This is a genomic window from Streptococcus periodonticum (assembly GCF_003963555.1).
Taxonomy (GTDB): domain Bacteria; phylum Bacillota; class Bacilli; order Lactobacillales; family Streptococcaceae; genus Streptococcus; species Streptococcus anginosus.
The window spans coordinates 1,331,132-1,344,564 of sequence record NZ_CP034543.1 but is presented as its reverse complement, the minus strand read 5'-3'; the positions used below and the strand labels follow the sequence as shown (position 1 = coordinate 1,344,564).

At 38.2% G+C, this 13,433-nt stretch carries 14 protein-coding genes; all 14 read left to right on the top strand.

What is annotated here, in order from left to right:
* Window positions 1-144: 144 nt before the first annotated feature.
* Complete coding sequence (locus tag EHW89_RS06525; RefSeq protein WP_049516669.1) at window positions 145-978, top strand: DegV family protein; 834 nt, start codon at window positions 145-147, stop codon at window positions 976-978.
* A gap of 128 nt (window positions 979-1,106) precedes the next feature.
* The gene (locus tag EHW89_RS06520; protein ID WP_003023726.1) at window positions 1,107-1,382 is read left to right on the top strand and encodes an HU family DNA-binding protein; all 276 of its coding nucleotides are present in this window, start codon (window positions 1,107-1,109) and stop codon (window positions 1,380-1,382) included.
* A gap of 190 nt (window positions 1,383-1,572) precedes the next feature.
* Window positions 1,573-2,034 carry a Fur family transcriptional regulator gene (locus EHW89_RS06515; protein WP_003041524.1) on the top strand — a complete coding sequence of 154 codons (462 nt, stop codon included), beginning with the start codon at window positions 1,573-1,575 and terminating at the stop codon, window positions 2,032-2,034.
* 141 nt (window positions 2,035-2,175) lie between these two features.
* Complete coding sequence (locus EHW89_RS06510; protein ID WP_126467430.1) at window positions 2,176-2,868, top strand: phosphoglycerate mutase; 693 nt, start codon at window positions 2,176-2,178, stop codon at window positions 2,866-2,868.
* A 156-nt stretch (window positions 2,869-3,024) separates the two neighbouring features.
* Window positions 3,025-5,085: a penicillin-binding protein PBP2B gene (gene pbp2b, locus EHW89_RS06505; protein WP_193552990.1), complete on the top strand. Its 2,061-nt coding sequence runs from the start codon at window positions 3,025-3,027 to the stop codon at window positions 5,083-5,085.
* 10 nt (window positions 5,086-5,095) lie between these two features.
* Window positions 5,096-5,692, top strand: a complete 597-nt coding sequence (gene recR, locus EHW89_RS06500; protein ID WP_021001926.1) for a recombination mediator RecR — start codon at window positions 5,096-5,098, stop codon at window positions 5,690-5,692.
* A 132-nt stretch (window positions 5,693-5,824) separates the two neighbouring features.
* Window positions 5,825-6,871 (top strand): D-alanine--D-alanine ligase, encoded by a 1,047-nt coding sequence (locus EHW89_RS06495; RefSeq protein WP_126467426.1) that lies wholly within the window; start codon window positions 5,825-5,827, stop codon window positions 6,869-6,871.
* Window positions 6,872-7,002: 131 nt separating this feature from the next.
* A complete protein-coding gene (locus tag EHW89_RS06490) occupies window positions 7,003-8,373 on the top strand; it encodes a UDP-N-acetylmuramoyl-tripeptide--D-alanyl-D-alanine ligase (protein WP_126467424.1) in 1,371 nt (456 codons plus the stop codon).
* A 38-nt stretch (window positions 8,374-8,411) separates the two neighbouring features.
* A complete protein-coding gene (locus tag EHW89_RS06485) occupies window positions 8,412-8,915 on the top strand; it encodes a DUF1697 domain-containing protein (RefSeq protein WP_126467422.1) in 504 nt (167 codons plus the stop codon).
* 3 nt (window positions 8,916-8,918) lie between these two features.
* Window positions 8,919-9,617: a YwaF family protein gene (locus tag EHW89_RS06480; RefSeq protein ID WP_126467420.1), complete on the top strand. Its 699-nt coding sequence runs from the start codon at window positions 8,919-8,921 to the stop codon at window positions 9,615-9,617.
* A gap of 6 nt (window positions 9,618-9,623) precedes the next feature.
* The gene (locus EHW89_RS06475) at window positions 9,624-10,304 is read left to right on the top strand and encodes a YwaF family protein (RefSeq protein WP_167747260.1); all 681 of its coding nucleotides are present in this window, start codon (window positions 9,624-9,626) and stop codon (window positions 10,302-10,304) included.
* 133 nt (window positions 10,305-10,437) lie between these two features.
* Window positions 10,438-10,845, top strand: a complete 408-nt coding sequence (locus tag EHW89_RS06470; RefSeq protein WP_126467416.1) for a helix-turn-helix transcriptional regulator — start codon at window positions 10,438-10,440, stop codon at window positions 10,843-10,845.
* An 11-nt stretch (window positions 10,846-10,856) separates the two neighbouring features.
* On the top strand, window positions 10,857-11,177 hold the full coding sequence (locus EHW89_RS06465; protein WP_106384256.1) for a hypothetical protein: 321 nt from the start codon (window positions 10,857-10,859) through the stop codon (window positions 11,175-11,177).
* A gap of 189 nt (window positions 11,178-11,366) precedes the next feature.
* Window positions 11,367-12,911 (top strand): peptide chain release factor 3, encoded by a 1,545-nt coding sequence (locus EHW89_RS06460; RefSeq protein WP_126467414.1) that lies wholly within the window; start codon window positions 11,367-11,369, stop codon window positions 12,909-12,911.
* The last annotated feature ends 522 nt before the right edge of the window (window positions 12,912-13,433 follow it).

Genomic DNA, 13,433 nt, shown 5'->3' with positions numbered 1-13,433 from the left:
AAAATTTAATAATTCTGTCTATTTAGAAAAGTAAGAGGTTCTTACACATCTTTTACATATTTTATCCAGAAAAATTATTCCACAAAAAGTTATTTTTTTGATATAATAAATTAAATAGATAAAATTTATAAAAGTAGGAAAACCATGACAAAAATCAAAATTGTAACGGATTCATCTATTACGATTGAACCGCAAGTTGTAGAGGATTTAGAGATTACAATCGTTCCTTTGTCTGTAATGGTAGACGGTGTTGTTTATTCAGACGCTGACTTAAAAGAAGGAGAGTTTCTTCGTTTGATGCAGTCAAGCAAAAATCTACCGAAAACCAGTCAACCACCAGTTGGTGTTTTTGCAGAAATCTTTGAAACACTCGGAGAAACTGCCGATAAAATCATTTCTATCCATATGTCGCATGCTTTGTCTGGAACGGTCGAAGCTGCACGACAAGGGGCAACCTTGGCAAATGTAGATGTAACAGTGATTGATAGCTCTTTTACGGATCAAGCTTTGAAGTTTCAAGTGGTTGAAGCTGCAAAACTAGCAAAAGAAGGTGCAGACTTTGATGCTATTTTAGCAAGAATCGAAGAAGTACGTGAAAAAACAGAATTGTATATCGGCGTTTCAACGCTTGAAAATCTTGTAAAGGGTGGTCGTATTGGTCGTGTGACTGGGCTTCTCAGTTCGTTGCTTAATATTCGAGTAGTTATGCAAATGAAAAACCATGAATTACAACCGATTGTTAAGGGGCGGGGCGTAAAAACTTTTAAAAAATGGGTCAATGATTTGGCTGTAAGTCTGAAGGATAAAAAAGTAGCAGAGATTGGAATTTCGTATGCAGGAACTGCCGAATTGGCGAACGAAATGAAACAGATTTTGCAACCGTGTGTGGAAAAAACGATTTCTGTTTTGGAGACTGGTTCTATTATTCAAACACATACAGGTGAAAATGCGTGGGCAATCCTCGTTCGCTATGAATAAGTTTGATATCTTTGGAAAAATTGAAAAAAGTTCGTTTTGTGCTTGACCTAATAACATTTTTTAGATATGATAATACTTGTTAGAGTTAGTAACTACTAATTCATAAAATATTTTGGAGGATTTGTTAAATGGCTAACAAACAAGATTTGATTGCAAAAGTAGCAGAAGCTACAGAATTGACTAAGAAAGATTCAGCAGCAGCAGTTGATGCGGTATTTGCAGCAGTGACTGAATACCTTGCAGCTGGTGAAAAAGTTCAATTGATTGGTTTTGGTAACTTTGAAGTTCGTGAACGTGCAGCTCGTAAAGGTCGCAACCCACAAACTGGTGCAGAAATCACAATTGCAGCTTCTAAAGTACCAGCATTTAAAGCAGGTAAAGCTCTTAAAGACGCTGTTAAATAATTGAGATTAAAAAAGCCTGTTGTATCAACATTTATTCGTTGTACAACAGGCTTTTTCCGTGTTCAGGGGGCAATAAAAGGGGTAAAAATGATGTAGAAGTTTATCATTTGCATTTATTTGCAATCATTCTCAATACGCATTTTCCTATTTTCGTGATATAATAAAGGAAAAAATCATGAGCAGGTAGGAAATGAACTCACATCCTTATTTAGAAACCACAGTTCAAGGTGATTATGAAAACGTTATTCAACGCTTAAAAACAAAAGGAGTGCGTATTACAGAGACTAGAAAGGCAGTCATTGCCTATATGATTCGGACGCATGAACATCCAAGTGCGGAAGCAATTTATCATGATTTACTTCCAGACTTTCCTAATATGAGTTTGGCAACAGTTTATAACAATCTCAAAGTTTTGGTGGAAGAGGGCTTTGTAGAAGAAATTAAAATTAGCCATGATAAGACAACCTATTTTGATTTTATGGGGCATGAACATCTGAATGTTGTCTGTGAAAAATGTGGTCGAATTGCAGACTTTGAAGATGTGGATATTCCTGATTTGAAGCGCGAAGCTGAAGAACAAACAGGTTATAAAATTACAAAGACACAAGTTTTGATGTACGGAATTTGCCCTGAGTGCTCGAAAAATAGTTAAGGAATTGATGTACATTGCTTGAATAAAGTAAATTATCAAAAATCAAATATTCTCCCATTGATACTGGATTTTTTTGAAAAAATTTTGTAAAATATAGTAGTGACTGTGAGACAGTTTTCAAAAATCAAAGGAGAATTTCTAATGGTAAAATTAGTTTTTGCTCGCCACGGTGAGTCTGAATGGAACAAAGCAAACCTCTTTACAGGTTGGGCTGATGTTGATTTGTCTGAAAAAGGGACGCAACAAGCTATTGATGCTGGTAAATTGATTAAAGAAGCTGGTATTGAGTTTGACCAAGCTTACACATCTGTTTTGACACGCGCTATCAAAACAACAAATCTTGCCCTTGAAGCGGCAGGTCAACTTTGGGTGCCAGTTGAAAAGTCATGGCGTTTGAATGAACGTCACTATGGTGGTTTGACAGGTCAAAACAAAGCTGAAGCAGCTGAAAAATGGGGTGACGAACAAGTTCATATTTGGCGTCGTTCTTATGATGTATTGCCACCAGCTATGGCAAAAGATGATCAATATTCAGCACACACTGACCGTCGTTATGCAAATCTTGATGACTCAGTTATTCCAGATGCAGAAAACTTGAAAGTAACCTTGGAACGCGCTCTTCCATTCTGGGAAGATAAAATCGCTCCAACTTTGAAAGACGGTAAAAATGTATTCGTAGGTGCACATGGTAATTCTATCCGTGCCCTTGTAAAACACATCAAACAATTGTCAGATGACGAAATCATGAATGTGGAAATTCCCAACTTCCCACCACTTGTATTTGAATTTGATGAAAAATTGAATCTAGTGAAAGAATACTATCTTGGAAAATAAGTCCAATATAATATTAAGAGGCTCTGCGTAAGCAGGGCTTTTTAATATCATGCAAAGCTTTCGTTTTTTAGCTGTGTTTTTTATCAATTTTTTCCATTTTCCACGACTTCATTTAGGTGGATTTATGGTACAATAAAAGATAGCATTTTGACTAGAATGAGAGATACCATGTCTAAGAAAAAAAGAACATTTAATAGCCATTCAATCCCACGACGCTTGAATTTATTATTTGGAATTGTGATTTTACTGTTTATGAGTTTGATTGTGCGTTTGGGCTATATGCAGGTTGTCCATAGGAATTTTTATACAAAAAAATTAGCGACAGCTAGTAAGACTAAGGTGACGACCAGCTCGGTTCGGGGGCAGATTTATGATTCGAGTGGGAAACCGTTGGTTGAGAATACAACCAAGCAAGTCGTTTCTTTCACACGTAGTAACAAAATGACGGCTGCAAAGATTAAAGAAATTGCTCAAAAATTGCTTCCATTGGTTTCTATTTCCAACGCAGACGTTACTGAGCGTCAACAAGTAGATTATTATTTGGCAGACAGCGAGGTTTATAAGAAGGTCGTTAATCAGCTGCCTAAAAATAAAAAATATGGTACAGATGGAAATCGTTTGGCAGAGTCTCAGATTTATAATAATGCCGTTAAGAATGTTGATGTAGCAAAGTTAAACTACTCAGATGAAGATAAAAAAGCTATTTATTTGTTTAGTCAGATGAATGCTATTTCTAATTTTGAAACGGGAAATATTCGTACGGATAATTTATCAGCTGATCAGATTGCGACAATCGCCTCTAGCTCGAAACAACTGTCTGGTATCAGTATTACCACCAGCTGGGACAGGAAAGTGTTGGATACTTCTTTGGCTTCTATCATCGGAAGTGTTTCAAGTGAAAAGGCAGGGCTACCCGCAGAAGAAGTGGATGCTTATTTGAAAAAAGGCTATTCTCTTAATGATCGTGTTGGGACGAGTTATTTGGAAAAACAATATGAGTCTACACTTCAAGGAAAACGCGCAGTCAAAGAAATCAATCTTGATAAAAATGGAAATATGGAAAGCGTGAAAAATATTTTCAATGGTAGTAAGGGAAATAATCTAAAATTAACAACAGATTTAGCTTTTCAGAACGGTGTAGAAGACATTTTGAGAAAGTATTTTAGTGCGGAATTAGCGAGCGGAAATGCGACATATTCTGAAGGCGTATATGCTGTTGCGATGAATCCTAAAACGGGTGCTATTTTAGCCATGGCTGGTCTGAAGCACGATACCAATACAGGAGAACTAACAACAGACTCTCTTGGAACGATTATGAACAACTTTGTGCCGGGTTCTGTGGTGAAAGGAGCTACTTTAACAGCTGGCTGGGAATCTGGAGCTATCACAGGTAACCAAGTTCTGACAGATCAACCGATTTCTTTTGGAGGTTCCTCTGCCATCACTTCTTGGTTCACACAATATGGGGCTCGCCAAATTACGGCTTTAGAGGCACTAGAATATTCATCCAATACTTATATGGTTCAACTAGCTTTAAATATGATGGGAACGCCTTATACGCCCAATATGGCGATTGATTTGACGAATTTGGACTCCTCTATGGACAAATTGCGTAAAGCTTTTGCTCAATATGGCTTGGGAGCATCTACAGGAATTGATTTGCCAAGTGAATCAGAAGGTTACACACCTAAGAAATATACGTTTGCGAACTACTTAACCAATGCTTTTGGGCAGTTTGATAACTATACTCCAATGCAGTTGGCGCAATATGCTGCAACGGTAGCTAATGGCGGTACTCGTATTGCACCACACTTAGTAGAAGGAATTTATGACAACAATGAGACGGGCGGGCTTGGAAAGCTGATTGAATCCAAGTCAACCAAAGAGCTGAATAAGGTGGACATTTCAAAAGACAACATGGATTTGATTCGTCAAGGTTTCTACCAAGTAGTACATGGAACAAGTGGCTTTACCACAGGGCGTACTTTGTCACAAGGTGAAGCAGTGCCGATTAGCGCCAAAACAGGGACGGCAGAAACCTTTGCAGGTGGAAAGGAAGCCATTAATACGAATGTAGTGGCTTATGCGCCAAGTAACAACCCGCAGATTGCAGTGGCAGTTGTGTTCCCGCACAATACAAACTTATCGTCAACCGTTAGCCATAGTATAACTCGTGATATTATTAACTTGTATCATCAACAGCATCCAATGAATTAGAAAGGATACTATGCTTTATCCAACACCGATTGCAAAATTGATTGATAGCTTTTCAAAATTACCAGGAATTGGCATAAAAACAGCAACGCGTTTGGCGTTTTATACCATTGGTATGAGTGATGATGATGTCAACGAATTTGCTAAAAATTTGCTTGCAGCAAAACGTGAGCTGACCTATTGTTCTATTTGTGGTAATCTAACGGATGATGATCCTTGTGCTATCTGCACCGATGAGACACGGGATCAATCTACTATTTTGGTTGTAGAAGATAGCCGAGATGTATCTGCTATGGAAAATATTCAAGAATACCATGGTTTGTACCATGTTTTGCAGGGATTGATTTCTCCTATGAATGGTATTGGACCAGACGACATCAATCTGAAAAGTCTCATTACACGGTTGATGGATAGTGAGGTAACAGAGGTAATTGTGGCAACCAATGCGACAGCAGATGGGGAAGCGACTTCCATGTATATCTCGAGGGTGTTAAAGCCAGCTGGTATCAAGGTAACGCGCCTGGCTCGTGGATTAGCAGTTGGTTCTGATATTGAATATGCAGACGAAGTAACGCTGCTTCGGGCTATTGAGAATCGCACAGAATTGTAAAAAAGAAAATAGAGCTTTCCTTTAAAAGAAAATGGAAGCTCTTTTTCTATTCAAAAACAATCTAAAATATGATATACTAAAAAGCGATTAAATTTGTAGATTTCTTTTAAGATAAGAAGGTTAGGTATAAAAATGGCAAAACAACAAATTATTCTCCTTTACGGTGGTCGCAGTGCCGAACGAAAGGTCTCTGTCTTATCAGCGGAGAGTGTCATGCGTGCGATTGACTATGATAAATTCTTTGTGAAGACTTATTTTATCACACAAGCGGGTGACTTTATCAAGACGCAAGAATTTTCAAGCAAACCTGCTGACAATGAAAAATTAATGACAAACGATAGTGTTGTTGAAAGTCAAAAGATTAAACCAAGTGATATTTACGAAGAAGGGGCGGTTGTGTTCCCCGTTCTTCATGGTCCAATGGGAGAAGACGGGTCTATCCAAGGATTTCTTGAAGTGTTGAAAATGCCTTATGTGGGTTGCAATATCCTTTCTTCTAGTGTTGCTATGGACAAAATCACGACAAAACGAGTGTTAGCTTCTGCTGGCATTCCGCAAGTTCCCTATGTAGCAGTGATTGAAGGGGAAAATATAGACGAAAAGATTGCAGCAGTAGAAGCCAATCTGACTTATCCAGTTTTTACAAAACCGTCAAATATGGGCTCTAGTGTCGGCATTTCTAAGTCTGAAAATCAAGATGAATTGCGCTCTGCTCTTGAATTGGCTTTCAAATATGATAGCCGTGTCTTGATTGAGCAAGGTGTCAATGCGCGTGAAATTGAAGTTGGTTTACTTGGAAATGAAGGATCCAAAAGCAGTTTGCCAGGTGAGGTAGTGAAAGATGTTGCTTTCTATGACTACGAAGCCAAGTACATTGACAACAAAATCACCATGGATATTCCTGCAAAACTCTCTGAAGATGTCATTGCCACTATGCGGCAATATGCTGAAAAAGCATTCCATGCTATTGGCGGTGTTGGTTTAGCTCGCTGCGATTTCTTTTATACTGATAAGGGCGAGATTTTCCTTAATGAGTTAAACACGATGCCAGGTTTCACTCAATGGTCGATGTATCCGTTGCTTTGGGAAAATATGGGCATTTCTTATACAGATTTGATTGAGAAATTAGTTCTCTTAGCGCAAGAAACATTTGCAAAACATGAAGAGCATTTGTTGTAAGACAAGATTGAAAGAGCCGAAAGGTTCTTTTTTCTATTGTTTTAGTATGTCTTTGGCGAGTGTGTGTAAAAGTAGGTTATTCTGTGGTATAATGAGAGAGTTAGAGAAATTTAAGACATATAGGTGAAAAAATGCAATTAACGTTCTATGAAGTAGCTTCTGTATTGAAAGCACAAAATGATGTTCATCAATTTTCAGATTGTACATTTGGAAAGGCAGAATTTGACAGTCGATTGATTGGAGAGGGAGACTTGTTTGTTCCTCTTAAAGGAGCACGTGACGGGCACGATTTTATTGTGACGGCATTTGAAAATGGTGCTGTGGCAACCTTGTCAGAAAAAGAATTGGACGACTATCCTTATATTTTAGTTGATAATGTGTTGGCAGCATTGCAGCGTTTGGCACAGTATTATCTGGAAAAAATGAAGGTAGATGTCTTTGCAGTTACGGGTTCTAACGGTAAGACGACGACCAAAGATATGCTGGCTCACCTCTTGTCAACAACTTACAAGACTTATAAAACGCAAGGAAACTACAATAATGAAATTGGTCTTCCTTATACGGTTTTACACATGCCAGATGACACCGAAAAATTGGTTTTGGAAATGGGGCAAGATCACATGGGGGATATTCACCTTCTGTCCACAATTGCGCAGCCAAAAGTAGGTATTGTGACGCTGATTGGCGAAGCGCATTTAGAATTCTTTAAAAGTCGTTATGAAATTGCAAAAGGAAAAATGCAAATTGTCGACGGCATGAAAGACGGGGCTCTTTTGGTTGTTCCAGCGGACAAGATTATTAATGATTTTCTACCGAGCCAGCTAAATGTAGTCCGTTTTGGTCCAGACGAAGATATTTTCCTAACGAAATTAGAAGAACGAAAAGATAGTTTGACTTTTGAAACCAATTTCTTAGATAACGCCATTGACCTTCCAGTAACTGGGAAATACAATGCAACAAATGCCATGATTGCAGCTTATGTGGCATTGAAAGAAGGAGTAACACAAGATAAGATCCAAAAAGCATTTGCAACGCTTGAATTAACACGAAATCGCACCGAGTGGAAGAAAGCTAAAAATGGTGCGGATATCCTTTCAGATGTTTACAATGCCAATCCAACCGCTATGCGATTGATTTTAGAGACATTTTCAACGATTCCGTTTAATGAAAAAGGTCGGAAACTAGTAGTTTTAGCTGATATGAAAGAATTGGGGGCTGATTCTAAACAAATGCACGGTGCCATGATAACCAGCCTAAATCCAGAAATTCTCTCAGAAATTTTCCTTTATGGAGAGGACATGGCTGCTCTATTTGCCTATGCTAAGGAAATTTTCCCGCCTGGAAAAGCCCATTATTTTGTAAAAAATGCTGAAAAAGATCAATTTTCTGACTTAGTAAAGGCTGTTAAAGAAGCACTCAAACCAATGGATCAATTACTAATAAAAGGAAGTAACTCTATGAACTTAGCTAGTTTAGTGGAGGAATTGGAGAATGAAGGGTAACAAATAAAGTACAGTATCTTGCCCTCCTTCGTGGTGTGATGCCAACAGGACCAAATCGGATCCCTAAGATGAGTGATTTGGTTCAAATGTTGGAACAATCTGGTTTAGATAATGTTTCAAGTTATATTCAATCAGGCAATGTGATTTGCGAAACAAGCCTACCAGCTGAAGAATTAGCACAACACATGCATCAGGTGATATTGGAAAGCATTGGTGCAAATTTATCCATTATCGTAAAAGAAAAGTCCGATTTAGAAAGGGATATTTTAGGAAATCCCTTTTCTGAGGAGTTGGATTCGTCACGGATTCATCTCGTTTTTACAAACAATTACATTTCAACGGAGCAATTGGCAGAACTGCAAGTAATGAACTTTATGGACGAAATATTTGCAGTTGGAACTACTTGCCTTTATATGTATTTACCAAGAGATGCCAGAAAAAAGAAGTTAAATAATAATTTTCTTGAAAAGAAGTTAGGTATTGTCGCCACAACAAGAAAGCTAAGTGTTATCAAAGAATTAAGTAATAGGATGGATGAGTAGGAGATGAATCTACAAGAATTTTTTACAAGTCATAAAACGGAGGCCCCTCAATTAACTCCATTTTGGTATGGAATGATGTTTTTAGGAATCATTTATGTCATGTATAGTGCTGTAAAATATCATAAAAACAGGCGCTATCAGAACTTTTTGAAAGCTGTACAAGGTTTACAAATTTTAGTGCTTTATGGCTGGTATATTGTGACCTTGTCACCAATTTCTGAATCACTTCCTTTTTATCATTGCAGATTGGCGATGTTTGCTGTTTTGCTACTGCCTGGTTCTTCAACCTATAAACAGTATTTTGCGCTTTTAGGAGTATTTGGACCTATTTGTGCATTGGTCTATCCTTTATTTGACCCATTTGCTTTTCCTCACATCACTTTAGTCTCCTATTTGATTGGTCACTATGCTCTTTTGGGAAATTCTCTCACCTATTTGCTGAATCATTATGATAGCGAGTTATTGAGTTTACGGCGAATTGGAGAGATTAGCTTTAGTATGAATCTTTTATTATTATTTGTAAATCTGGTGAGTGGTGGAAATTATGGATTTTTGAAAGTACCACCTTTAGTTGGAAGTCATGGAATGATTGCTAACTATATTTTTGTTTCATTGATCTTGATTTTAGCAATTTTCGTGGTTTCTCTGATCTTTAAACAAATTAGACGAGAACAAGGAGAAACAGTAAGACAGGAAAATTAAGCTATGCTGAATAATTTTTTAACGACTCAAAAGACAGCACCGCCTCCCATTTCTGCTATGGGCTATGTGACGATGATAGGAATTCTCTTGTTCCTCATTTATATTTCAGTTCGCTATGCGCAAACCCCACTGTATCAGAAAACTTTTAAATATTTACAAGCTTTTCAATTAGTTATACTTTATTCTTGGTATTTTGGTTTCCATATTTCATTTGCAAATAACCTGCCTTTTTATCATTGCCGCTTAGCCATGTTTGTCATGTTGCTGCTGCCAGATAAATGTCGAAGCAAGCAGTATTTTGCTCTTTTAGGTGTCAGCGGGGCGATTTTTGCAATTGGTTACCCAGTTTTTGACCCTTATGATTTTCCGCATCTCACCAGTTTTTCATTTCTTCTGGGGCATTACTGCCTGCTGGTTAATTCGCTGGTTTATCTTATCAACCACTATGACAAGCAGCTGTTGAAGAAGTATGAGATTGTGGGCTACACATTTGCTTTGGATTTGTTTTTAGTTGGTGTCAATGCCGTAACTGGTGGAAATTATGGATTGATGACTCATCCCCCGCTTATAAAAGGAGACCGGATCTGGGTGAATTACATACTTGTCTCACTGGTTCTGGCCACCGCTTTGCTCCTTTTTGATGAATATTTTAAAAGGCGATGGAAAAAGCAATCAAAATTAGTTTAAAGCTTTAAGCATTACATCCTCTGTCAAATTTATTTGGCAGGATTTTTTATTGTTTTTTCTCAATGTAAAAAAATTTTGCTAGATTTTATGAAAGAAAATAGTAAAATAAAGGTAGAAAGATAGGAGAGGGATAATGGAAATTGGTAAAAAATTAAAAAAAGCGCGGCAAATATGTGACCTGACACAAGAAAGTGTCGCAGAAGAATTAAATGTATCTAGACGAACTATCTCAAATTGGGAAACAGAAAAATTTTATCCGGATATTTTATATGTTTTGCAGTTAAGTGATTTATACCAGGTTAGCTTGGATGAATTGCTGAAAGGAGATGAGCGCATGATTCAGCACTTAGAAAATTCGACGAACGTTGTAAAGAGCAACCAAAAGATTTTACTGGATTTTATATGTAATATTTGTCTTTTATTCCTTTTCTTTATTTTTATCATTCCAATCTCCAAGAGTTATCTGCTGACCTTGTTGGCAGTAGCTCTGGTGGTTGGCACCACAGGTTATATATTAGTACAAATTATTCGTAAAATATAGGAGGTTCTATCATGACTTGGTATCTATTGACCTTGATTGGCTTACTCGTCGTAACAAATGGGCTGTTTGTGTATCAATTGTTTAAACTAGTTGAATTAGATGCTGCGGTTCGCGGGATGAAACATCCTAAGTTCTGGGGAGTTTTGGCAGCTGGCGGTCAACGGGGAGAAGGCTTGATTTTATACTTATTAAACCGAAACAAGGCTGTTTTTTCTATGACGGAAGAAGAAAAAGAAGAACTTCAAATGAGAAAACAACGGATTATTTATTTACTGGTTTTAATCATGATATTGGTAATTTTTCTCTTTGCTAGTGTGATTGTGAGATTCTAAAATGTAGTCTCTTGTATCAAGAAACAGAAAATCGCTCGAACAGAGCGATTTTTATATGTTCTAAGCAATTGAAAAAATCCTTTGAATCCGCTATAATAGGTAGGTTGAAACAAGTTAGGAGCAGTCCAATGTAATAAGAGTTTTCACAGAAATCGAAAGAAAAAGTATAAAAAAGAAAAAGAGGATATAATGACGATTCAAGATGAAATAAAAAAACGCCGAACTTTTGCGATTATCTCTCACCCGGATGCAGGGAAGACCACGATTACAGAGCAGTTGCTCTACTTTGGAGGCGAGATTCGTGAAGCAGGTACGGTCAAGGGTAAGAAGACCGGAAACTTTGCCAAATCTGACTGGATGGATATTGAAAAACAGCGGGGGATTTCAGTGACCTCTTCTGTCATGCAGTTTGACTATGCTGGAAAACGGGTCAATATTCTTGATACACCAGGTCACGAAGATTTTTCAGAAGATACCTACCGTACCCTCATGGCTGTGGATGCAGCAGTCATGGTGGTGGACTCTGCAAAAGGGATTGAAGCCCAGACTAAAAAGCTCTTTGAGGTTGTCAAACACCGCAATATCCCAGTCTTTACGTTTATCAATAAACTGGACCGCGACGGACGTGAACCCCTTGATTTGCTGGAAGAATTAGAAGAAGTACTTGGTATTGCCAGCTATCCGATGAATTGGCCGATTGGGATGGGGAAATCCTTTGAAGGTCTCTATGATTTGCACAATCAGCGGCTGGAGCTCTATAAAGGTGATGAACGCTTTGCCAGCATCGAAGAGGGAGAAAAAATATTTGGCAACAATCCCTTTTATGCTCAGGTTTTGGAGGATATTGAACTCCTACAAGAAGCGGGAAATGAATTTTCACAGGAAGCTATTTTTAATGGGGAATTAACCCCTGTCTTCTTTGGTTCAGCCCTAACTAACTTTGGAGTGCAGACTTTTCTTGACACTTTCTTGGAGTTTGCACCAGAGCCTCATGGACACAAAACCACAGATAATCAGGAAATCAGTCCGCTGGATAAGGATTTTTCAGGATTTGTCTTTAAAATCCAAGCCAATATGGATCCAAGACACCGTGATCGCATTGCTTTTGTCCGCATCGTATCGGGCGAATTTGAGCGCGGTATGAGTGTAAATCTGACCCGTATCAAAAAAACTGTCAAACTCTCAAATGTCACTCAGTTTATGGCAGAATCACGTGAAAATGTAGAAAATGCGGTGGCCGGTGATATCATTGGGGTTTACGATACAGGGACTTATCAAGTTGGTGATACTTTGACAGTTGGTAAAAATAAGTTTGAGTTTGAACCCCTGCCAACTTTTACCCCAGAAATTTTCATGAAGGTTGCAGCTAAAAATGTCATGAAGCAAAAGTCCTTCCACAAAGGAATTGAGCAATTGGTCCAAGAAGGAGCTATCCAGCTCTACACCAACTACCAGACTGGTGAGTACATGTTGGGAGCTGTCGGTCAGCTTCAGTTTGAAGTCTTCAAGCACCGCATGGAAAATGAATACAATGCCGAAGTAGTCATGACACCCATGGGCAAAAAGACTGTCCGCTGGATTTCACCAGATGATCTGGACGAGCGTATGTCCTCCAGTCGTAATATTTTAGCCAAGGACCGCTTTGACCATCCTGTCTTTCTCTTTGAAAATGACTTTGCCTTGCGCTGGTTTGCCGATAAATATCCAGATGTCAAGTTGGAAGAGAAGATGTGAGAGCGTTAAAAATCCGACAGAAAATTAGAAAATCTGACGAAGAAGCGATTGCTTCTAGGAGGATTTATCTATTTTCCGAGGATTTAGCTCGAACTCAGTTAGAGAAAATGTAAGACGTTGCCAATGACTAGTAACTGAAGTTACTGTCATTGGACGGCAGCCACTATGTGCGGTCTGCCTAAACGGCCTACTAACTGTGTCGAATAAGTAAAATCGAATTGTTCGACTTCGTGTCGTAACTCAGTCCCAACAATTGGAACTGAAGGTTCCTAATTGTTGGACGCTAGCCGCTGTAGGCGGACTAGTTAACTGCCTTACTAACTTCGTCAGACGAATAAAATTGATTCGTCTGACTCCGTGTCGTAACGCTAGGAAAAATAGGAAACTTTATCTATTTTCCGAGGATTTAGTTTGAACTCAGTTAAAGAAAATGTGAGACTTACCACTGCATATTAGCAGAGTAATTCATTTAAAAACTATGCTATTGTTGGAGTTTTATCGTAATGATTTTTGAAACAGAAC

Bases quoted from the DNA above. Each gene is read 5' to 3' on its own strand.
- EHW89_RS06525 (WP_049516669.1), top strand. From the start codon at position 145: ATGACAAAAATCAAAATTGTAACGGATTCATCTATTACGATTGAACCG.
- EHW89_RS06520 (WP_003023726.1), top strand. From the start codon at position 1,107: ATGGCTAACAAACAAGATTTGATTGCAAAAGTAGCAGAAGCTACAGAA.
- EHW89_RS06515 (WP_003041524.1), top strand. From the start codon at position 1,573: ATGAACTCACATCCTTATTTAGAAACCACAGTTCAAGGTGATTATGAA.
- EHW89_RS06510 (WP_126467430.1), top strand. From the start codon at position 2,176: ATGGTAAAATTAGTTTTTGCTCGCCACGGTGAGTCTGAATGGAACAAA.
- pbp2b (WP_193552990.1), top strand. From the start codon at position 3,025: ATGAGAGATACCATGTCTAAGAAAAAAAGAACATTTAATAGCCATTCA.
- recR (WP_021001926.1), top strand. From the start codon at position 5,096: ATGCTTTATCCAACACCGATTGCAAAATTGATTGATAGCTTTTCAAAA.
- EHW89_RS06495 (WP_126467426.1), top strand. From the start codon at position 5,825: ATGGCAAAACAACAAATTATTCTCCTTTACGGTGGTCGCAGTGCCGAA.
- EHW89_RS06490 (WP_126467424.1), top strand. From the start codon at position 7,003: ATGCAATTAACGTTCTATGAAGTAGCTTCTGTATTGAAAGCACAAAAT.
- EHW89_RS06485 (WP_126467422.1), top strand. From the start codon at position 8,412: ATGCCAACAGGACCAAATCGGATCCCTAAGATGAGTGATTTGGTTCAA.
- EHW89_RS06480 (WP_126467420.1), top strand. From the start codon at position 8,919: ATGAATCTACAAGAATTTTTTACAAGTCATAAAACGGAGGCCCCTCAA.
- EHW89_RS06470 (WP_126467416.1), top strand. From the start codon at position 10,438: ATGGAAATTGGTAAAAAATTAAAAAAAGCGCGGCAAATATGTGACCTG.
- EHW89_RS06465 (WP_106384256.1), top strand. From the start codon at position 10,857: ATGACTTGGTATCTATTGACCTTGATTGGCTTACTCGTCGTAACAAAT.
- EHW89_RS06460 (WP_126467414.1), top strand. From the start codon at position 11,367: ATGACGATTCAAGATGAAATAAAAAAACGCCGAACTTTTGCGATTATC.